Below are 19,191 nucleotides of genomic sequence, written 5' to 3'. Positions count from 1 at the left end.
AGATCATACATTTCGGATGGATCAGAACAAGAGGAATATTCCAAAAAATCCTATGCCCAAAAATAATTACCAAGTTTGGATGCTGATTGCATTGATACTGGTAGTTGTTGGATTGGCCTATTTTAGCAAGAGTAGTACTACTGAGACTACAACATTGCACGCCTTCAAAGAGATGGTGGAAGAAGGAGATGTGAAGGAGGTAATAATCGTCAATGATAATTTAGTAGAGGTAATATTAAAAAATGAAGCCCTTAAAAAGAGCAAATACTCCAAAGCACAGGAGGAAAGAAGCCCTTTTTCAGTGGTATCTGTAGAACCTAATTTTAAATTCAAAATAGTATCAGGAGAGCATTTCCTTTCTAAATTAGATGAAATGGAAGAAGGAAAACCTGAAGATCAGAAAATTCCTTATGAAATTCAGCAACGAGAAAGCTTCGGAAGCTGGTTCTTCAGTTCTGGATTCTTGTTGGTACTTCTTTTTGGATTCTGGTTCTTGATGAGAAGAATGGCAACAGGTGGTGCTGGCGGACAAATCTTCAATATTGGTAAGTCTAAAGCCCAAATGTTCGAGCCAAATCATATGAAGGTGACATTTAAGGATGTAGCTGGATTGGATGAAGCAAAAGAGGAAGTAGAGGAGATTGTTGACTTCTTGAAAAACTCAAAAAAATATACAGACCTAGGTGGTAAAATTCCTAAAGGTGTGCTGCTTGTAGGCCCTCCAGGTACTGGTAAAACATTGTTAGCGAAAGCTGTAGCAGGTGAAGCAGGTGTGCCTTTCTTCAGTATGTCAGGTTCAGATTTCGTAGAAATGTTTGTAGGTGTAGGTGCGGCTCGTGTACGTGACCTATTCAAACAAGCTAAAGAAAAAGCGCCATGTATCATCTTTATTGATGAGATTGATGCAATTGGTAGATCAAGAGGTAAAGGTTCAATGCCAGGTTCTAATGATGAACGTGAGAATACTTTGAACTCACTTCTAGTAGAAATGGATGGTTTCGGAACAGACTCAGGAGTAATTATTCTGGCAGCAACCAACCGTCCTGATGTATTGGACAGTGCCTTGATGAGAGCCGGTCGTTTTGACCGTCAGATTTCTGTTGATAAACCAGATATTAATGGTCGTGAGCAAATCTTTAAGGTGCACTTGAACCCTATTAAAGTTGCAGATAATGTAAATCCAAAAGAGTTAGCAACACAGACTCCAGGTTTTGCTGGTGCTGAGTTGGCCAACGTTTGCAACGAAGCAGCACTTATTGCAGCTCGTAACAATAAGCCCGCAGTGGATATGGATGACTTTATGGCGGCAATCGATAGAGTAATCGGTGGATTGGAAAAGAAAAACAAGATTATCTCTCCAGAAGAGAAAAAGATTGTAGCTTACCATGAAGCGGGTCACGCAGTAACAGGCTGGTTCTTGGAGCATGCCAATCCATTAGTGAAAGTAAGTATCGTTCCTCGTGGTGTTGCAGCATTAGGTTATGCTCAGTACTTGCCAAAAGAACAATACTTGAATACTACGGAGGAAATGATGGATGAAATCTGTATGACACTTGGTGGTCGTGCGGCAGAGGAAATCATCTTCGGTAGAATCTCAACAGGTGCTTTGAGTGACTTAGAGAGAACAACTAAAATGGCTTACAGCATGGTTTCTATTTATGGTATGAATGACAAGATCGGTAACGTATCTTTCTATGACCCGAATAGAAGCGAATTCAGCTCTAGACCTTACTCAGAAGCTTTGGCAGAGAAGATTGATGATGAGGTGAAGAAGTTGATCGATAATGCTTACCAAAGAACATTAACTCTATTAAGAGAGCATGGTGAAGCGTTAGAGGCTTTAGCACAGCAATTATTGGAGAAAGAAGTGTTATATCAATCTGATCTTGTAAAACTGATTGGAGAGCGTCCTTTTGATAAAAAGACAATCTACCAAGAATTTACAGATGTGAAGGATGTAGAGCCGATAGAAGAGCCAAAGGCTGAGGCAACTGAAAGTACTGAAAGGTCAGCGTCAGAAGAAGAAGTAAAAAAAGATGATGCTTAGTTTATAACATCATTTGTATTATATGAAGAGGCTATCCTGTATGGGGTAGCCTTTTTTGTTCTTATTTTTTAGGTTAATCATGTTTTAAAAATGCTCTTAGTGTTGTGAAGAATACTAGTTTGCTGATAGAAGTTGTTTGAACAAAATGTTTCCTAAACATATTTTTAAAAATTTGCTTTAATAGAAAAAATATCCCTTATTGCAAGAATTACATATTTTGTTTAAACAAATTATAGTACGACAATGTCTATTGAGAAGGATATAAATCAAAAGGAGTTTAAGAATGCATTTCAGAAAGTGTATATCAATTTGATGTACACTAATAGTTGGATGCAAGATCTATCAAAAACATGGTGTAAGCAATTTGATATTACCCAACAACAATATAATGTTTTAAGAATCTTGAGAGGTGCTCACCCTCACTGTATGAACCCAGGTAGTATCAAACAGGTGATGATAGATAAAAGTCCTGATTTAACGCGTTTAATTGATAGACTTATTGACAAGGAATATGTACAAAGAGAAACGTGTGGCAGTAATAGAAGAAAAGTAGACGTATTAATTACTCAGAAGGGTCTAGATAAGCTCTCAGAGCTCGATCCTCATGAAGATGGTATTTTGGATACCGTACGTAATTTAAGCGAAGAGGAGGCTGTTCAGCTAAGTACTTTGCTTGATAAGCTGAGAAATTCAAAAGATGACTAGTTGAAAGAAACAGTGTCTTATTAGAGATGTAAAAAAATGGTTGTTAATCCAGGTTAATCCTGAGTATTAACAACCATTCTTCTTGTTACGCGGTTTGTACCGTTAAGTACGGATACAAAATAAAGACCTTCTGTGATTTTTGTTTGTGGCTTAAATTGGAATTGAATAGTGGCTTTGTCTAATGACAAGTCCATCCTGTATACTAAGTTTCCTATTGTGTTGTAAAGTAAAACTTGTACTGGGAAATTTGTGTCAATTCCCTTTACCTTCATTTTAACATCGATTGTATTGTTCACACATATAATTTGTGAAGGTATAATTTCTAGCGTTAAAACATTATTCTCTTCTAGAGTGAAGGTGTTTTTTACCGGCTGATTAATTGGTTTTGCAGTGATTTGCAATGCCGAATAAAAAAACATAAAACCGAAAAGAATCACTATTCGAAAATCCTTTGTAATATAACTTTCAAGTGATTTCATAGTAATATAGAGTATTTTTATTGCATAAGCATATATAATTTGATGTGCCAATTAATATGCTAAAAAAAAGTCAGTTTTTCAAATAAAAAAAGCCAACACTTCAGCAATGTTGGCTTTTGTGATCCCGCTGGGGCTCGAACCCAGGACCCTCTCCTTAAAAGGGAGATGCTCTACCAACTGAGCTACGGAATCGTCGTTTTTCAACGAAGTTATTTTAGAAGTGATCCCGCTGGGGCTCGAACCCAGGACCCTCTCCTAAAAAGGGAGATGCTCTACCAACTGAGCTACGGAATCGTCGTTTATCAACGAAGTTATTTTAGAAGTGATCCCGCTGGGGCTCGAACCCAGGACCCTCTCCTAAAAAGGGAGATGCTCTACCAACTGAGCTACGGAATCGTCGTTTATCAACGAAGTTATTTTAGAAGTGATCCCGCTGGGGCTCGAACCCAGGACCCTCTCCTAAAAAGGGAGATGCTCTACCAACTGAGCTACGGAATCGTCGTTTATCAACGAAGTTATTTTAGAAGTGATCCCGCTGGGGCTCGAACCCAGGACCCTCTCCTAAAAAGGGAGATGCTCTACCAACTGAGCTACGGAATCGTCGTTTATCAACGAAGTTATTTTAGAAGTGATCCCGCTGGGGCTCGAACCCAGGACCCTCTCCTAAAAAGGGAGATGCTCTACCAACTGAGCTACGGAATCGTCGTTTATCAACGAAGTTATTTTAGAAGTGATCCCGCTGGGGCTCGAACCCAGGACCCTCTCCTAAAAAGGGAGATGCTCTACCAACTGAGCTACGGAATCGTCGTTTATCAACGAAGTTATTTTAGAAGTGATCCCGCTGGGGCTCGAACCCAGGACCCTCTCCTTAAAAGGGAGATGCTCTACCAACTGAGCTACGGAATCGTCGTTTTTCAACGAAGTATTTTTAGAATAATAACAAGTGCTCACGATTGGATTCGAACCAACACGGGATTGCTCCCACCACCCCCTCAAGATGGCGTGTCTACCAATTTCACCACGTGAGCTTGATATCTGTTATTATCAAGTGTGATCCCGCTGGGGCTCGAACCCAGGACCCTCTCCTTAAAAGGGAGATGCTCTACCAACTGAGCTACGGAATCATAATTTTTCTAAAAGATTGGACTTAATATTACTTAATTCAAAATCCTCCCTTAAATTTGAAAACTCGTTTAGTTTCCTTTTTTGCGAGTGCAAATGTAGAATGATTTTTAATGTCAAGCAAATAATGAGATTTTTTTTATTCTTAATAAGTTTTTACGCGCTGATTTTCAGTCAAATATCCTTTGCAAATTCTTCGATAGAATCTGAAATTAATAGGGCTGATGAGTTTTTTGAGTCAAAACAATACATCGATGCCTTCAATATTTATGAAAAAATATTGGAAGAAGATCGTGTTTATTCTTCAAAAATGTTGTTGAGGATGGCGTTTATTCAGGAAGGACAGGGTAATTATGCCTCGGCATTGTACTATTTGAACCTTCAATATGGATTAACTGCCGACCGAGGGACGTTGAATAAAATGTCAAAAATTGCAGAAGATCATAATCTGTTGGGATATCAATACTCAGATAAAGAATATTTGACTTCTCTTTTCAATAAAATGAAAAGTGAAATTGGAGGCGTTATTATCTTCCTTCTGATTGTATGTGTTGTATTGATGTACATGAGAAGAAAAGAGCAGCATTCTATCACTACGCTGACTGTTGCAGTGTGTGTCTTGAGTGTTTTAGCACTGTGGGCCTTCAATGGAGGTATGAAGAGAGAATTAGGCATTGTGAAAGGTTCTGGGGCATTATTGATGCAAGGGCCTTCAGCGGGAAGTAAGAACATTTCAAACCTTTCTTCAGGAGAGCGTCTTAAATTAGTGGATCAGGATGACATCTGGTACAAAGTAGTTCTTCCTAATGATTCAGAAGGATACGTTCGAAAAGGGATGGTGTTTGAAGTGAAATAATTTTTTATTTCTTCTGTATCAAATTTCAAAAAAGGGCATTCAGTAATTTCATTAAGCTGAATGCCCTTTTGGGTTAAATGGTGGATGTACTTATTTACCCATTATTTTGAATACCCATTTGTCGGTTTCTTCTAAATAAAGTTTTTGAATAGTGATTAAGACTTCAATCGCTTCGCCTTCATTTTTCTTGACTGAAGTAGTTAATTCTGTTTGTACCACTTTCCAATCGTCATTTTCAGCATAAATAGGAAATAACTGCCCAATTTGATATTGATGAAGCTCTTCTAATTCATAATCTAGAAAGTCAATGAAAGAGTGACTGCCAAACCAGATTGATCCATCTTCTTCCGCAATAACCAAACGTCCACCTGTGATGTCTACAACCTCGTTGAGTAGCTTCTTTGATTTCTCGGTTTCTCTTCTTTCTCTGACAAGGAGTTCTTGTGTAGCTTGAAGTTCCTCCATATTCTGCTTCATTTCCTCCTCACTGGTTCTTAACTCGTCTGTGAGTCTTTTACTGTCATTATAAAGTTTGCTTACGTTAGACGTGTTCTCAGAGGTTACTACAGAGGTGGCAATTGCTCCGCCAATTTCTTCTAACAGTTGGAATGACTTTTTCTCGAAAGGTTTGAAAGATGCAATTTCTAAAATCACCTCAACATTACCGTGTGATTTAAAAGGATACACAATCAAGGCTGAAGGTCCTGCATCTCCTAAGCCCGAACGGATCTTAATATAATCTTCAGGAATTTCTGTTAGATAGATAGACTCTCCTTCTTGCCAAATTTCACCAATAAGTCCTTCTCCAATCTGTACTTTCTGTTTATCTGCTTCTTTATGGAGGTCAAAGGCGTACATGGCCGTTAATTCCATGAATTCTTCATCGGTGATAGGATCTTTCTTGTGGATGTAAAAAGAGGCGTGTGAGCACTCCATAAACCTTGAAATTTCCTTTACAAGTGCTTTTCCTAACTCATCAGCATCATTGCTGTGAATACGAATCAGTTTATTGAGAATAGCGGACCCTTCATTGACCCATTCGCGTTCGTTTCTTTCTTTAGAATTTTGTTCCAACCGGTTTTTTGTATCAATCAAAGAATGAATAAAAGGGTCATTTTTAAATTGCTCTTCATTTATTTTTTCAAATTCAATATTGAAATTCCCCTTACTGAACTCCATTACATATTCAGAAATATCTTCCAACTTCTCCTTCATAAACAGTAATGAATTTCTCATGGTGTTCATTTCCTGTGTGCCGGAGGAATCAAAATTGACATTTAAATTACCAGAAGCGATTTTATTACTTTTTTGAGCAAGCTCTTTAAGTGGTGTAATTAAAGCTCTTCTCAATACAAAAATATTGACCATTCCTAATAACAATATCAAGATAGTTGCAATGAAAATAAATCGCGTGATTTGATATTCAATTTCTACAGCATCATTCACATAAGCTTTTACAAGGTCTTGGTTCACCTTAAGCATATCTTCAGACGTTTTTTCTAAATAAGTTAAACTGTTTCTTATTGTGACATTTTCCTCGTCTACTTTGGAAAGCAATCCCACACTGTCAAGTAATGCGGTGTCAAGAGGAATATTCATGTTGAAAGTGTAGTTGGAGGTCGTTAATGGTTCCTCAAGAATAATCCTTAGGTGCGTACGAAATGGCTTCCAGACTTCTTCAACTCTTTCAATATAATCATCCACACGGTCACTTGCTGGTCGGATTCTCTTCCCTTCAAAGCCAGGAACAGTACCGCCGTGTTTCATGGCAAGCAATGATCCGTCATAAAGGTCTAAAGCTTCTTTAAGACTGTTCAGATTATCTTTTTCTCCGGTATTAACATAAATATTTGACAGCAACACCATTCTTTGCGAAAGCATAGCATTTCTAGAAGAAATATCCACTTCCAAACTTTCATTCTGGTATAAACCTAATAAGGTCAATACAGTAAAAAGCATTGTTGCAGTGAGGATACCTCCAATCCAGAATATGATTTGTTTGATAGTGAATTGCTTTAAATACTTGTCTATCATTATTTTATATTGTTAGATCTTTTGACTGTCCTTCGAAGATAACTCAGGAAGAAAAAATTTGGTTTATTTTCCTGTGATTAAAAATACTAGAATTAATTTATTCTTTGCCGTGTATTTTTCTGAAACTCTATTTTATAACGCTTTTATAAGTAAAAATGTATAAAGAGTAGACTTGAATGAAGCGAAAATTATGTGCCAATTTTTGAATTGAGTGATTTGCAGGGGGAATACAGAAAAAATGACAGAATAAAAAAAGCCACTTCAATTTCATGAAGTAGCTTTTCTTTTACAGCTGTAAAGTCCTAAAATAACGATACACTAAAACAATCGTTATTATGGAAGACAATAAAAGTCAATATGTTAAAAGAACTCAGAAGGATTATTCAATGTCCTTAAAACTTCAAATTGTCTCAGAAGTTGAAAGTGGTCAATTAAGTTTAAAAGGAGCTACACGTAAATATGGAATACAGGGAGATAGAACAGTAAAGGTTTGGTTACAAAAATATGGTAACTTTGACTGGAACCATAAAGTCAGTACCATGAAGAAGAAAACACCTGAACAAGAACTGTTAGAGCTCAAACTGGAATTGGAAACCGCCAAAAAGAAAATCAATAGATTAGAAGCAGAAGCTGAGAAAGCAGATCATAAGGCCATCATTTTCGATATGATGATTGACCTGGCCGAAAAAGAGTATAAAATTGACATAAGAAAAAACTCTTCACCCAAGTAGTTGATGATTTCAGAAATGGATATTCTATAAGTATTGAATATTCAAGTCAGTTACTTGGGAAAGATCGTCAAGTGTACTACCGCTCCATCCATCGTAAGAAGAAAGATCTGGAAATTTCTGAGCAAGTAGTAGCACTAATACAAAACGAGAGGATAAAACTTCCTAATAGTGGGCATAGGATGCTGTATTCACTACTCTATCCTCAATTAAAGTCTTTAGGTGTAGGTCGTGATAAGCTACTTCAAATTATGAAAGCTAACCACTTAGAAATACAAGCTAAGAGAGCTTATCATGTCACAACTGATTCAGACCATAGATTTAAAACTTATCCAGATTTGGTAGATGGTCTTGAGATAAATAGACCTGAACAGGTTGTAGTAGCAGATATTACTTATGTAGGAACAAGAGACAACCCTTGGTATTTGGCATTAGTAACGGATGCCTATTCAAAGAAGATAATGGGTTACGACTTATCTAGGTCTTTAGATAAAGAGGGAGTAATTAGAGCCTTGAAAATGGCGATAAAACAACGTGAATATAAAGGAGAAACATTGATACATCATTCTGATAGAGGAGTCCAATATTGTAGTAAAGCCTATCAGAAGTTACTTAGGAAATCGAAAATCATAACAAGTATGACAGAAACTTATGATCCGTATAAAAATGCTATTGCAGAACGCATTAACAGAACAATAAAGCATGACTTTAACTTAAGTAAATATGTCAGTTATGAAATCGTATTTGAAGCCTATTTAAAAGAATGTATAAAAACATATAACTTTATAAGACCACACATGTCATGTTATATGAGAACTCCTATTCAGATGCATAAAACAAGAGGTAAGAAACGAAGGACTTATCGGACAGTAAAAGTCACACAATAAGCCTCGAAATTTATTGAGGTGAAATTGACAGCGAAGCGAATCAATTTTGCATCGTTAAATTTGAGGAACTCGCGGTAGCGAAATAAAAACTGAAGGCTACCTATAAAAAAGACCCAATAATTTTTAAATTATTGAGTCTTATATCAAAATTAATTCACTAAAAAACTGTATCGTTTTTTCAGGGCATTACAAGCATTGTATACTTTCAAAAGTACCAATTCTAAGACTGTATATTAATCTTTCTTCTGGTCAGAAACTAATGATACACAGAAAGCACCGATAATTAAAACGATACCCGCCATAGTCAATAATCCAACAGCATTACCGTTAAAGAAAGTAGATGCGATTGTACCACCAAAAAGACCTGCAAAGATTTGTGGGCCTGCAATTGTTACATTGAAGATACCCATATAAATACCCATTTTTTCAGCAGGAAGGTTTTCAGAAAGAATACTGAATGGCATTGCTAAAATTGCTGCCCAAGCAATACCTACACCTGCCATTGAAGCAAATAATAAGTACTTATCTTGAATCATTTCAATACTCAATAATCCTAGACCACCTAAAATTAGTGCTCCAGCGTATACTGTTTTTCTATTTGTAGCTTTGATTAAGCTAGGCATTGCTACAGAGAATAATGCCGCCGCCAAACTGTACATTGCAAACATTAAACCTACCCAGTTACCTGCTTCGTTGAAAGCTGCAGACGTAGAATCACCTGGTTCTGTATGCCAGATGTGCTGTGCAATGGCAGGAGTTGAATATACCCACATAAAGTAAAATGCTACCCAAGAGCAAAGCTGTACAGCTGCTAATTGGAACATTACCTTAGGTGATGATAAAAGCGTTTTAAAGAACGAATCCTTATTTTCAGTATCGGTCTTTTTAGCTTCTAAATCAATATTGTTGTACTCTGCATATTCTTCTGGAGGATATTCTTTTGTTCTTAAAGCGGTCCATAATACAGTAATCATTAGTGTAGCTCCTCCAATATAGAATGACCATACCACTGAATCTGCAACTTTCTGTCCTTCGGCAGGCTCATTGGCAACACCAATCATTGTTAAGATAAAAGGTAATGCAGAACCAATCACAGCACCTGTGTTAATAAGGAAACTCTGAACAGAATAACCAAGGTCACGTTGTTTGTCATTTACCATATCACCCACCAATGCTCTAAAAGGCTGGAAAGTGACGTTGAATGAGGCATCCATTATCAAGAGCATTGTTGCACCAAAAAGCATTGGAGGCATTAAAGCAACAAAAAATTCAGAGTTAGGCATTAAGAACATTGCAGCAGTAGCGGCAATTGCACCTCCAACAATAAAAGGAATTCTTCTACCCAGTTTTGTCCATGTACTATCAGAAGCACCACCAATAATTGGTTGAATAATGATACCTGCAATAGGAGCAGCTAGCCAGAAGTAGCCTAAGTCATGAACATCAGCACCTAGCGCTTGAAGAATACGGCTTACATTACCGTTTTGTAAGGCAAAACCAAATTGAACACCTAAGAAGCCAAAGCTTAGATTCCAGATTTGCCAGAAAGATAAATCAGGTTTAAGGGATTTATTGGACATAGATAATTTATTGATATTAATTTTTTTCATACTTTAAGTATCAAGACATAAGTTCCGCTGGTATTTGCCTTACTACTTTTAGACAAATATAGAAATGTAAACATAACAATTAACTGATAATCGTTAGGTCAATGAAGTTTTTTCCTACTTTTTTCTCTGCAATCGGTTGATGATGGAAAATAAAAAAAGGCCATTACTAAAAAGTAACGGCCTGATCTATTTTTTCTTAAAAAGAGGTCTATTATGCAGACTGCTTTTTGTTTTTACATTGGCTTGGATCGTTTCCACAGAAGCTACAAGTTTTGCCTTCAGGATTTAGGAATGGACTTTGAGAAGCACATGTCCCTTCAAACTTACCGTCTTTCTTGAAAATTAATTTTACGGACATTAAAATGAAAAATGCACCTAGAATACCAACGGTTAATAATACGATTTCCATAATGAACTTTATGTTATGAGCCTTGTATGAAGGCAATGATCTTCTGTAAAAAGGTTAATATCAGTTTTTTTGATACTAACAATTTATTTTTTGTTGTGACAAAGATAAATAATCTTTGCGTGTTTTTGTGTTAAATGGAAAGACGAAAATGTACTTTGCCTTAAACTTTCAAACAAATTAACAAATGTTCATATGTTTTGTGCACTGTATTATAAGTACTGAAGTTTAATGTTAACTAGTGCGTTATTTTCTTTTTCGAGTATAAAAGCATATTCTTCAAAATCAGGTTCTTTCATTTTTACCTTTTTGTCCCAAGAATAACCAAAACCTTCTTTAGGAATGCCGATCCAATTATTAGTCATTTCGTCATTATTATCTTCGTCATGACAAATTCTGATTCCATAGGTTCCTGGTTTTATATCAGGTATTGAGATTTCAACAACATCTTTTAAAACTTTCTGCTTTAACTCAACAATTGAAGCCATGTTTTTATCTACAACTTGTACAAGAATATGCCCCTTAGTATTGCGTAATCCTTCAACTGTTAATTCAATTTTTGATTGGGATTGAGCAAATAGGGAATTGAAGGTTAATAATAATAGTGTTCCTAAGATGATGTTTTTCATGATGTTGGTTTTATTCAATTAAGTTTCAAATGAAATATGTGTGATATTTGTTTACTAACAACAATATAAAGAGAATTTTGTTATCTGAATAGTTGTAATGAGTAGTGAACAAATTAAATCTTGGGAAGACCAATTTTATATTTAATGGCAACAAGTCGAATGCCGATCACAGTGCCGATACAACTCCAAGTGCAGAAGATACCGCTTATTCCTAAAAAAGATAATCCAATAAAAACTAGACAGCCCACTATACATGCAGTGGCGTAGATTTCATCTCTGAAAATCAAAGGGACTTCATTACACAGTGTATCTCTGATAATACCTCCAAGTACTGCAGTAAAAGTTCCCATAATCACCCCAATGGCAGGTGATATATCATGAAGGAGGGCTTTTTCAAGACCAATAAAAGTAAACACCCCCAAACCCATGGTATCAAACAAGAAAAGTGTTTTTCTAAGTTTGGCTACTTGCTTTTTAAATAAAATGGTGAAACCAACAGCCATCGAAATGACAAGTAGGTAATTGGTATCTATCATCCAGAAAACGGGAGTAGCTCCCAGCATCATATCTCTCGTTGTTCCACCTCCAACAGCCGTAACGCTGGCAACGAATAACGCTCCGAAAATATCAAAGCGTTTTTCTGAAGCTGCAAGTGCACCTGAGATAGCAAAAACAAAGGTTCCAATAAGGTCAAGGATGTTTATTAATGTCATATTGATTGCATTAAGCTTTTTCTATAACGTCTGCCACTTTTTTGTAGACCATCTCAGGAGTGATGCCTTCTAAGCAGGCATAATCTTCTCTAAGGCAAGGTTTATTGCCAAATACAGAGCAAGGACGGCAATCCAGCTCCTTGACAGAGATCTCTGTAATATTATCAGTAGATTGACCATATCCTAAAAAGCCTGCGTAATGATGGGTTGCCCCCCAAACAGATACACATTCAGTACCTACTAAAGAAGCCATATGCATGTTGGCAGAGTCCATGCTGACCATTACATCAAGATGAGTGATAATTTCTAATTCCTCTTTTAGTTTTACATTTCCAGCCAGATTGATGCTGTTGGGAACTTGTTTTACACATTCATCCAATATTTCTGCTTCTTTACCTGGACCCCCAAAGAAAATCACTTTAGCATTTTTCTTTGCAGCTAAAAGCTTACCTAGAGCCACTGCTTTTTGCTCTCCCCAAATTTTTCCTTTATGCTGTGCAAAAGGGGCAATGCCGATCCAAGGAGCAGTTTTTGATCCAAGAAGTTTGATGTTCTCCTCACACATATCACCTTGTTTTTTTGTAGGTAATTGATGTGATAAAGAGGCTTTAAAACCTAGTTTTTGGAACACATCAGCGTACCTTTCCACTGTCAGTTTGAGTGGCTTCAATGTTTTAGAGCCTGATGCTACTAATGCCTTTTTTTCTTTTCTACCCTTGTCAATTCTGATGACTTTATGACCAGATAATTGAAATAGACCACCAATAATAAAAGTTCTAAGTACTGAATGTAAATCTGCAACAGCATCAAAAGGGCCCATTTTTTTAAGGTCTTTGACTAATGCTCTCAACCCTTTAAAACCTTTGTACTTATTGTTCAAATCTGCTCCAAAGAAGGTTAACCTTGGAATATCATCAAAGAAGGGTTTCAAAAAAGGACGGGAAACCATTACAATTTCTAGGTCCTCATTTTGAGCTAAAATTTCTTTTAAAACAGGTGCGGTCATTGCCACATCACCCATTGCGGAAAACCGTAAGGATAGAATTTTTTTAGACATAACTTAGTACTTACAAAAAGAAGTTGTTCTTTTTCCATTCAGTAGAGGAAATAGAACAACTTCTTAATTTATGATAGTAAGGAATTACTTTCCTTCTTTATACAATACAGGGTTTAATGAAGGGTCATTGTACATTTTCATTTGTTTGTACACCTTCATGTATTTTTTGCCTGCCTCAATATCGTTGATCAATTCTTCGATAGCAGTTGACAAGTCCACTCTTTGCTCTAAAAGAATGTCCAATTTAGTCTGACAAGCAGCTTTATGCTCTGGAGTAGCGCTTTCACGATCTACTTCTTCTTGCATATGATAGATTTTCAACGCTAAGATTGATAATCTATCAATTGCCCAAGCAGGGCTTTCAGTGTTGATGCTTGCACCTTCAACAGGTTGAACATCCTTATTTTTTTCTAAGAACCAGCTATCGATAAACTCAACAACGTCAGTACGCTCTTGGTTTGAAGCATCAATTCTTCTTTTAATTTTCAAAGCTTCATCAGGATTGATGTTAGGATCACGAATGATGTCCTCAAGGTGCCATTGCACAGTGTCAATCCAGTTTTTTAAATATAAAAGATGTTGAATATCTTCCTTTTCGAATGGATTTTTGATAGGTGTATCCACATGATCTTTAATATGGTATTTCTCTATACTTTGTGAGAAAATAGAATTACAATTTTCTGTAAATTGCATACTATGTTTTTTTATAGTTTATAATTTGACTGCAAAGATAAGAAAAACTCTTACTGTGCCATCATTCTTTGTCTGTTTGCCTCAAAAATGATAATTCCTGCCGCAACACCCACATTCAATGAGCTTACTTTACCTGTCATTGGGATTTTTGCCAATTTGTCTGCCATATGAATAATATCTGGAGAGATGCCATCTTCCTCAGACCCCATTACAATAGCAGTTGGAATTTCCATGTCTACATAGTAAATATCTTTTGAACCTTTTTCAGTACAGCATACTACTTGTAGTCCGCTTCCTTGTAAATCCAAAATAGCAGATTGTAAATCATCTACTCTTGCCACAGGAATGTGGTTTAGTGCACCTGCTGAAGTTCTAACAGCATCGCTGCCAATTTGAGCAGATCCTTTTTTAGGGATGACAATCAAATCTACTCCAGCACATTCTGCTGTTCTGGCAATAGCACCGAAGTTTCTAACGTCAGTCACTCTGTCCAATACTAAAACCAATGGAGTTTTCCCTTCTTCAAAAGTAGTGGCAATCACATTTTGTGGGTCCACGTAATCAATGGCAGGTACGAAACCAATTACGCCTTGGTGATTTTTTGATGTGATTCTCTGCAGTTTCTCCACAGGAACTCTTGAGACAACAATCCCCGCTTTATGGGCCATTTTGTGAATCTCAGCAATTGATTCATTGTGAGAGTCTCTTGTGATAAAAAGCTTTTCAAATTGCTTTCCAGCTTCCAATGCTTCTACGATAGGCTGAATACCGTACATGATATCTGCCGCATTAGGTTTTGGTTTTTTGTTATATCTTGAAAAGTTTTTTTTCTTTTTATCGTCGTACATAATCTTAATTCTATCTTATAAACGAACCAAGTACATACGATTGCACCAGGTCCAACATAGCGCAAAGTTAACGAACCTTATCCACATGAAGGCCTTCATTTTGTAAACTTCTATTAATCATGACATAAAAAGTTTAATAATCTTCTATTTGTAAGGCATTTGTGAAGTCAATAATTAGTTTGTAAGCACCTTCAAAGCCTGATAGTGGAAGAGGAGGGGCGTCATATACATCATGATAATGTGTCCATGAACTACCCATCAAATAGAAAAAGAAGCTAGGTACACCGCTTTCAGAAAAGAAATAATGATCGGAATTGGCAGCTTTTCCTCTTTGAGCTACCTTGGAAAGGTACTTATGTTGCTTATTTATTTTTTCTAATAATTGATACTCTTCTTTGAATACGCTTCCATTTACAGTCATCATGCCTTCCTCTCCACTTCCAAAAAGATCGAGATTGACAACAAAGCGTATTTGCTCCAAAGGAAAGAAAGGATTTTCAACATAGTGTTTTGAGCCAATTAATCCCGCTTCTTCACTGCCAAAGCCAATAAAAACAATAGAATAGTCTGGCGGATTTTGAGTATAATATTTAGCTACTTCTATCATCATGCTTACACCAGAAGCGTTATCGTTGGCTCCAGGGAAAATGCATTTCTTACCAATGCTTCCAAGATGGTCATAATGAGCAGAAATGATGATGTATTTTTCAGGGTGCTTTTTACCTGCTATATGCCCAATAACATTTTGAGAAGTATACTCCTGAATCATTTGGGCTTCTAATTCAAATGAAATAGATGAAATATCTTCAGTGATAATTTCTTTTTTTACATAAAACCTTGGTTTAGGGAGTTGCCAACGTCCTACACTGTGATTAAACTTGTTTTCATAAAGAACAATGATCCCTTCCGCCTGTAACATTTTCTCTAAAATCACTCTATTCCATGAGAAACGTTGCCTTTCCTGTGCTTCATTGTATATTACAACTTTTCCTGTTAGATCAATTTTCAAGAATTCTTTTAGTTGAGTTTCATCTGTAAATATTTTCTCATTAATGTAAAAAGGAACCCCATTTTTTAGTTCTCCATTTCCTGCATCAGAGGCAGGAATATAATCTTCTCCCAGTTTTAGTTTCTTTTTATTAATTCTGAAATCTACTTTTCCATGAAATGTATTGACAGGTAAAGTGTAATGTTGGTAGTAACTATTTTTACCCGGAAAAGGAGAAATGCCCAATGTCTGGAATTCTTCACTGATAAATTGAGCCGCTTTTTTATCTCCATCAAAGGTATAACCTCGTCCTTTGAAAGATTTTGAACATAATGTGTTGATATTGGACTTTACAGCTTTCATGTCCTGTGCGTAACTTGAAATAGTCCAACTAAGAGGAATGATAAAAAAATACTTGAAAATATGTCGGAAAAAATACACTTATAAATTGATTAAAGGTTTTATTTTTCATAGTTTAAACTAACGAATACCTAAAACTACTATTCTTACTATTTAAAACACAGTATATAAACAATATATTTTACGATAAAAGGTGCAGCATAATTAATCATTGATTTTTAGATAATTGCACCAAATAAACAATACTAACCACATACACATAAAAACAAACACTATGGTACAAGAAAGTTTAGACACCCAAAAAATGGTCGCTGACTCAGTGCAGCGTTTCGGCGAGAAACATATCGCTCCCTACAGAGAACAATGGGATGATGAAGAACACTTCCCGGTTGAAGTTTTCCATAAACTTGGAGAACTGGGTTTGATGGGTATTTTAGTTCCTGAAGAATATGGAGGAACAGGCCTTGGTTACAATGAATACGTGACAGCTATCTCTGAATTGGCTTATTTTGATCCAGGCATTGCATTGTCTTTGGCGGCGCACAATTCTTTGTGTACAAATCATATCTTGATGTTTGGTAATGAAGAACAGAAACAAAAGTGGTTGCCGAAATTAGCATCTGGTGAATGGATTGGAGCTTGGGGGTTGACAGAGCCAAATACAGGTTCTGATGCAGGTAATATGATGACTGTAGCCAAAAAGGATGGTGATGAATGGGTGCTTAATGGCTCAAAGAATTTTATTACGCATGGTAAATCAGGTAATGTAGCAGTAGTAATGGCTCGTACTGGAGAAAGAGGTGATAAGCATGCCATGACAGCTTTTGTGGTGGAAAGAGGAACAAAGGGTTTTTCTGGAGGCAGAAAGGAACGTAAGCTAGGAATGAGAACCTCGGAGACCACAGAAATGATTTTTGAAGATTGCAGAGTGTCTGAAGCGAACGTATTAGGCGAAGTAGGAGAAGGCTTTGTGCAAGCATTGAAAATATTGGATGGAGGAAGAATATCCATTGCCGCTTTAGGTTTGGGTATTGCTAATGGAGCATTGAGATGTGCGATTCAATATTCCAAAGAAAGAAAACAGTTTGGAAAGGCTATTTCATCATTTCAAGGTATCTCCTTTAAGTTAGCTGATATGGCTACTCAGGTTGAAGCTTCAAGATTATTGATCAAAGAAGCAATTATCAAAAAACAAAGAGGTGAAAATATTAATAAGGCTTCCGCTATGGCGAAGTATTATGCTTCGGAAGTGGCAGTGAAATGTGCCGATGAAGCAGTACAGATTTTTGGAGGGTATGGTTTCACAAAGGACTATCCAGTGGAGAAGTACTACAGAGATGCTAAGTTGTGTACTATTGGTGAGGGAACTTCCAATATTCAAAAGCTAGTCATCAGCAGATGTTTGCTTGACGAATAGTATTGATACACTCTTAAATACAAAAAGAGATGAATTCCTCACAAGAATTCATCTCTTTTTATTTATAAAATCTTATTTTTTTTAATCTTAATAAAAGTATGTTTCATCTTTTGGCATAATGAAAGCCATCACTAAATAGATTAAACCAGGTGAGCCTAATCCCAAAAACAGACTGACTACAAAACCTAAACGAATAACTGTTGGATCAATATTAAAATATTTACCAAGGCCACCGCAAACACCGGCGAAAACTGAATTTGATGTTGATTTGACTAATTTCTTTGACATAGTTGATATTGTTATTTCTTTATATTTGACACTTATTTACATATACGGCTTTCAACTAAAAAAGATGCATGAAAACCTAAGAATTTTTAGTTGAACAGTATTGATTTTGAAAGTAATTCAAATTGGCTTTTTAAGCTATCTAAAAATACAAAAAAGAGGGTATAAAAAAAACCTTCAGAACGAATTCTGAAGGTTTTACTTGCAGAGAGTGAGGGATTCGAACCCCCGGTACCTCGCGGTACAATGGTTTTCAAGACCACCGCATTCGACCACTCTGCCAACTCTCTGTGTCATTGGACGGGTGCAAATATGCACGCTCCATTTGAATTATCCAACCTTTTGTGAAATAAAAAATCTAAATAAAATTAAATTTTTATCTAAAATCCTCAGGTTCATTGTCCTTAGCCCAAAGCTGTGCTTCTTCAATTGTTGTATTAATTTGAAACCCTATTAGAAGTATCATAGCAATAGTATAGATCCACCCCATCATCCCCATGATTGCTCCTAGTGATCCATATAGGATGTCATAAGAGTTGAAAGTATCAAGGTATAATCCAAATAACAGAGAAACTGCTATGGACAAAGTGGTGGCAACTACTGACCCCGGATTGAAAATTCTCTTTTTCATCACTTCACTAGGTGCGTATTTGAAAATCAAAGTGATATTCAAAAAGAAGATGAAAATTATCAACAACAAACGAAGGGTTAATAAAGAATAAAGCGTGAATTGATTATTCAGAAAACCAATATCATGCAGATGTTCCAAGAAGTGTTTACCTGAAATCAGCAGGAAAGAGGAAAGGAATAATGTCATTAGAAACAGAATAGTGAGGTTAAGTGCAACTCTGAACTGCTCAAACATTGATCTTTTGTCTTTGAGGTGATAACAGCTGTTGAAGGCATTCATTAATGTTCTCATACCTGTGGTGGCTACATAGGTGGCCCCCACGAAACCAAAAGAAAGCAATCCGCCCCTTGACCTGCCTGTAAGGTCTTGGATAGGTCCTTCTATGGCTTGATACACATATTGTGGCAACATTTCTTCCCTGAAGATTTTAAACATCATATCTACCTGACTACTTGGGACGTAAGACAGTAGGGTAGAGAAGAAAAGAATAAAAGGAAGCATGGCAAGGCTAAAACTGAATGCAATCGCTTGGCCTCTTTGCAAAAGATCATTCTGCTCTATCCGAAGTGTAAGAGCCTTGATAAAAGTATAAAAGGATACTTTAGTATGAGGTACTCTGGTACTCGTGAGATAGTGGCTGATTTTTTGATAAAAATCCTGTTCCTTTATTTTATTTTTAAGATCTTTCTTAGTCAA

General features: G+C 36.4%; 18 protein-coding genes and 11 tRNA genes. 6 read left to right on the top strand and 23 right to left on the bottom strand.

Going from position 1 to position 19,191, the window contains the following annotated elements:
* The first annotated feature begins 52 nt into the window (after positions 1-52).
* Both ftsH and AVL50_RS22015 read left to right on the top strand, forming a co-directional pair.
* Positions 53-2,047: an ATP-dependent zinc metalloprotease FtsH gene (gene ftsH, locus AVL50_RS22020; protein WP_253764314.1), complete on the top strand. Its 1,995-nt coding sequence runs from the start codon at positions 53-55 to the stop codon at positions 2,045-2,047.
* Between the two features lie 243 nt (positions 2,048-2,290).
* Positions 2,291-2,752: a MarR family winged helix-turn-helix transcriptional regulator gene (locus AVL50_RS22015; protein WP_062618602.1), complete on the top strand. Its 462-nt coding sequence runs from the start codon at positions 2,291-2,293 to the stop codon at positions 2,750-2,752.
* A 53-nt stretch (positions 2,753-2,805) separates the two neighbouring features.
* On the opposite strand, the gene AVL50_RS22010 is transcribed toward AVL50_RS22015, so the two are convergent.
* The 11 genes from AVL50_RS22010 to AVL50_RS21960 form a co-directional block, all read right to left on the bottom strand.
* Positions 2,806-3,231: a hypothetical protein gene (locus AVL50_RS22010; protein ID WP_157491488.1), complete on the bottom strand. Its 426-nt coding sequence runs from the start codon at positions 3,229-3,231 to the stop codon at positions 2,806-2,808.
* A 119-nt stretch (positions 3,232-3,350) separates the two neighbouring features.
* Positions 3,351-3,423, bottom strand: a tRNA-Lys gene (locus tag AVL50_RS22005).
* Positions 3,424-3,452: 29 nt separating this feature from the next.
* Positions 3,453-3,525, bottom strand: a tRNA-Lys gene (locus AVL50_RS22000).
* 29 nt (positions 3,526-3,554) lie between these two features.
* Positions 3,555-3,627: transfer RNA gene (locus AVL50_RS21995), tRNA-Lys, on the bottom strand.
* 29 nt (positions 3,628-3,656) lie between these two features.
* A tRNA-Lys gene (locus AVL50_RS21990) sits at positions 3,657-3,729 on the bottom strand.
* 29 nt (positions 3,730-3,758) lie between these two features.
* Positions 3,759-3,831, bottom strand: a tRNA-Lys gene (locus tag AVL50_RS21985).
* 29 nt (positions 3,832-3,860) lie between these two features.
* Positions 3,861-3,933, bottom strand: a tRNA-Lys gene (locus tag AVL50_RS21980).
* A 29-nt stretch (positions 3,934-3,962) separates the two neighbouring features.
* Positions 3,963-4,035 (bottom strand) — tRNA-Lys (locus tag AVL50_RS21975).
* 29 nt (positions 4,036-4,064) lie between these two features.
* A tRNA-Lys gene (locus AVL50_RS21970) sits at positions 4,065-4,137 on the bottom strand.
* Between the two features lie 38 nt (positions 4,138-4,175).
* A tRNA-Leu gene (locus AVL50_RS21965) sits at positions 4,176-4,259 on the bottom strand.
* 23 nt (positions 4,260-4,282) lie between these two features.
* Positions 4,283-4,355: transfer RNA gene (locus AVL50_RS21960), tRNA-Lys, on the bottom strand.
* A gap of 125 nt (positions 4,356-4,480) precedes the next feature.
* Between AVL50_RS21960 and AVL50_RS21955 the strand changes: the two genes are divergently transcribed.
* Positions 4,481-5,209 (top strand): SH3 domain-containing protein, encoded by a 729-nt coding sequence (locus tag AVL50_RS21955; RefSeq protein WP_172826901.1) that lies wholly within the window; start codon positions 4,481-4,483, stop codon positions 5,207-5,209.
* 90 nt (positions 5,210-5,299) lie between these two features.
* On the opposite strand, the gene AVL50_RS21950 is transcribed toward AVL50_RS21955, so the two are convergent.
* Complete coding sequence (locus AVL50_RS21950) at positions 5,300-7,243, bottom strand: GAF domain-containing protein (protein WP_062618599.1); 1,944 nt, start codon at positions 7,241-7,243, stop codon at positions 5,300-5,302.
* 335 nt (positions 7,244-7,578) lie between these two features.
* Here AVL50_RS21950 and AVL50_RS33565 point away from each other — a divergent pair, with 335 nt between their 5' ends.
* Both AVL50_RS33565 and AVL50_RS21940 read left to right on the top strand, forming a co-directional pair.
* Positions 7,579-7,974, top strand: a complete 396-nt coding sequence (locus AVL50_RS33565; RefSeq protein WP_062617403.1) for a transposase — start codon at positions 7,579-7,581, stop codon at positions 7,972-7,974.
* Between the two features lie 26 nt (positions 7,975-8,000).
* Positions 8,001-8,858, top strand: coding sequence for an IS3 family transposase (locus AVL50_RS21940; protein WP_216639051.1), 858 nt, complete (start codon positions 8,001-8,003; stop codon positions 8,856-8,858).
* A gap of 233 nt (positions 8,859-9,091) precedes the next feature.
* On the opposite strand, the gene AVL50_RS21935 is transcribed toward AVL50_RS21940, so the two are convergent.
* The 8 genes from AVL50_RS21935 to AVL50_RS21900 all read right to left on the bottom strand — a co-directional run bounded on the left by AVL50_RS21935 (position 9,092) and on the right by AVL50_RS21900 (position 16,165).
* The gene (locus tag AVL50_RS21935; RefSeq protein ID WP_253764313.1) at positions 9,092-10,468 is read right to left on the bottom strand and encodes an MFS transporter; all 1,377 of its coding nucleotides are present in this window, start codon (positions 10,466-10,468) and stop codon (positions 9,092-9,094) included.
* Positions 10,469-10,679: 211 nt separating this feature from the next.
* Entirely contained in the window at positions 10,680-10,877 is a 198-nt protein-coding gene (locus AVL50_RS21930; protein ID WP_044203012.1) for a hypothetical protein, read from the bottom strand.
* Between the two features lie 209 nt (positions 10,878-11,086).
* Positions 11,087-11,503: a DUF2141 domain-containing protein gene (locus tag AVL50_RS21925; RefSeq protein WP_062618598.1), complete on the bottom strand. Its 417-nt coding sequence runs from the start codon at positions 11,501-11,503 to the stop codon at positions 11,087-11,089.
* Between the two features lie 113 nt (positions 11,504-11,616).
* Positions 11,617-12,216, bottom strand: coding sequence for a trimeric intracellular cation channel family protein (locus AVL50_RS21920; RefSeq protein ID WP_062618597.1), 600 nt, complete (start codon positions 12,214-12,216; stop codon positions 11,617-11,619).
* A 10-nt stretch (positions 12,217-12,226) separates the two neighbouring features.
* Positions 12,227-13,273 carry a glycosyltransferase family 9 protein gene (locus tag AVL50_RS21915; protein ID WP_062618596.1) on the bottom strand — a complete coding sequence of 349 codons (1,047 nt, stop codon included), beginning with the start codon at positions 13,271-13,273 and terminating at the stop codon, positions 12,227-12,229.
* An 84-nt stretch (positions 13,274-13,357) separates the two neighbouring features.
* On the bottom strand, positions 13,358-13,966 hold the full coding sequence (locus tag AVL50_RS21910; protein WP_062618595.1) for a DUF4254 domain-containing protein: 609 nt from the start codon (positions 13,964-13,966) through the stop codon (positions 13,358-13,360).
* Between the two features lie 50 nt (positions 13,967-14,016).
* A complete protein-coding gene (rlmB, locus tag AVL50_RS21905) occupies positions 14,017-14,814 on the bottom strand; it encodes a 23S rRNA (guanosine(2251)-2'-O)-methyltransferase RlmB (protein WP_062618594.1) in 798 nt (265 codons plus the stop codon).
* A 133-nt stretch (positions 14,815-14,947) separates the two neighbouring features.
* Positions 14,948-16,165: a M28 family metallopeptidase gene (locus AVL50_RS21900; RefSeq protein WP_062618593.1), complete on the bottom strand. Its 1,218-nt coding sequence runs from the start codon at positions 16,163-16,165 to the stop codon at positions 14,948-14,950.
* Positions 16,166-16,436: 271 nt separating this feature from the next.
* Between AVL50_RS21900 and AVL50_RS21895 the strand changes: the two genes are divergently transcribed.
* Complete coding sequence (locus tag AVL50_RS21895; RefSeq protein ID WP_062618592.1) at positions 16,437-17,579, top strand: acyl-CoA dehydrogenase family protein; 1,143 nt, start codon at positions 16,437-16,439, stop codon at positions 17,577-17,579.
* Positions 17,580-17,666: 87 nt separating this feature from the next.
* On the opposite strand, the gene AVL50_RS21890 is transcribed toward AVL50_RS21895, so the two are convergent.
* The 3 genes from AVL50_RS21890 to AVL50_RS21880 form a co-directional block, all read right to left on the bottom strand.
* The gene (locus AVL50_RS21890; RefSeq protein WP_062618591.1) at positions 17,667-17,867 is read right to left on the bottom strand and encodes a PspC domain-containing protein; all 201 of its coding nucleotides are present in this window, start codon (positions 17,865-17,867) and stop codon (positions 17,667-17,669) included.
* A 202-nt stretch (positions 17,868-18,069) separates the two neighbouring features.
* Positions 18,070-18,154: transfer RNA gene (locus tag AVL50_RS21885), tRNA-Ser, on the bottom strand.
* Positions 18,155-18,240: 86 nt separating this feature from the next.
* The gene (locus AVL50_RS21880; RefSeq protein WP_062618590.1) at positions 18,241-19,191 is read right to left on the bottom strand and encodes a YihY/virulence factor BrkB family protein; all 951 of its coding nucleotides are present in this window, start codon (positions 19,189-19,191) and stop codon (positions 18,241-18,243) included.

The sequence above is a fragment of the Flammeovirga sp. SJP92 genome, assembly GCF_001583495.1.
Lineage (GTDB): Bacteria > Bacteroidota > Bacteroidia > Cytophagales > Flammeovirgaceae > Flammeovirga.
This window is presented reverse-complemented; position numbering and strand designations above follow the sequence as displayed.

Coding starts and splice junctions, on each gene's coding strand:
- ftsH (WP_253764314.1), top strand. CDS start 53: ATGCCCAAAAATAATTACCAAGTTTGGATGCTGATTGCATTGATACTG.
- AVL50_RS22015 (WP_062618602.1), top strand. CDS start 2,291: ATGTCTATTGAGAAGGATATAAATCAAAAGGAGTTTAAGAATGCATTT.
- AVL50_RS22010 (WP_157491488.1), bottom strand. CDS start 3,231: ATGAAATCACTTGAAAGTTATATTACAAAGGATTTTCGAATAGTGATT.
- AVL50_RS21955 (WP_172826901.1), top strand. CDS start 4,481: ATGAGATTTTTTTTATTCTTAATAAGTTTTTACGCGCTGATTTTCAGT.
- AVL50_RS21950 (WP_062618599.1), bottom strand. CDS start 7,243: ATGATAGACAAGTATTTAAAGCAATTCACTATCAAACAAATCATATTC.
- AVL50_RS33565 (WP_062617403.1), top strand. CDS start 7,579: ATGGAAGACAATAAAAGTCAATATGTTAAAAGAACTCAGAAGGATTAT.
- AVL50_RS21935 (WP_253764313.1), bottom strand. CDS start 10,468: ATGAAAAAAATTAATATCAATAAATTATCTATGTCCAATAAATCCCTT.
- AVL50_RS21930 (WP_044203012.1), bottom strand. CDS start 10,877: ATGGAAATCGTATTATTAACCGTTGGTATTCTAGGTGCATTTTTCATT.
- AVL50_RS21925 (WP_062618598.1), bottom strand. CDS start 11,503: ATGAAAAACATCATCTTAGGAACACTATTATTATTAACCTTCAATTCC.
- AVL50_RS21920 (WP_062618597.1), bottom strand. CDS start 12,216: ATGACATTAATAAACATCCTTGACCTTATTGGAACCTTTGTTTTTGCT.
- AVL50_RS21915 (WP_062618596.1), bottom strand. CDS start 13,273: ATGTCTAAAAAAATTCTATCCTTACGGTTTTCCGCAATGGGTGATGTG.
- AVL50_RS21910 (WP_062618595.1), bottom strand. CDS start 13,966: ATGCAATTTACAGAAAATTGTAATTCTATTTTCTCACAAAGTATAGAG.
- rlmB (WP_062618594.1), bottom strand. CDS start 14,814: ATGTACGACGATAAAAAGAAAAAAAACTTTTCAAGATATAACAAAAAA.
- AVL50_RS21900 (WP_062618593.1), bottom strand. CDS start 16,165: ATGAAAGCTGTAAAGTCCAATATCAACACATTATGTTCAAAATCTTTC.
- AVL50_RS21895 (WP_062618592.1), top strand. CDS start 16,437: ATGGTACAAGAAAGTTTAGACACCCAAAAAATGGTCGCTGACTCAGTG.
- AVL50_RS21890 (WP_062618591.1), bottom strand. CDS start 17,867: ATGTCAAAGAAATTAGTCAAATCAACATCAAATTCAGTTTTCGCCGGT.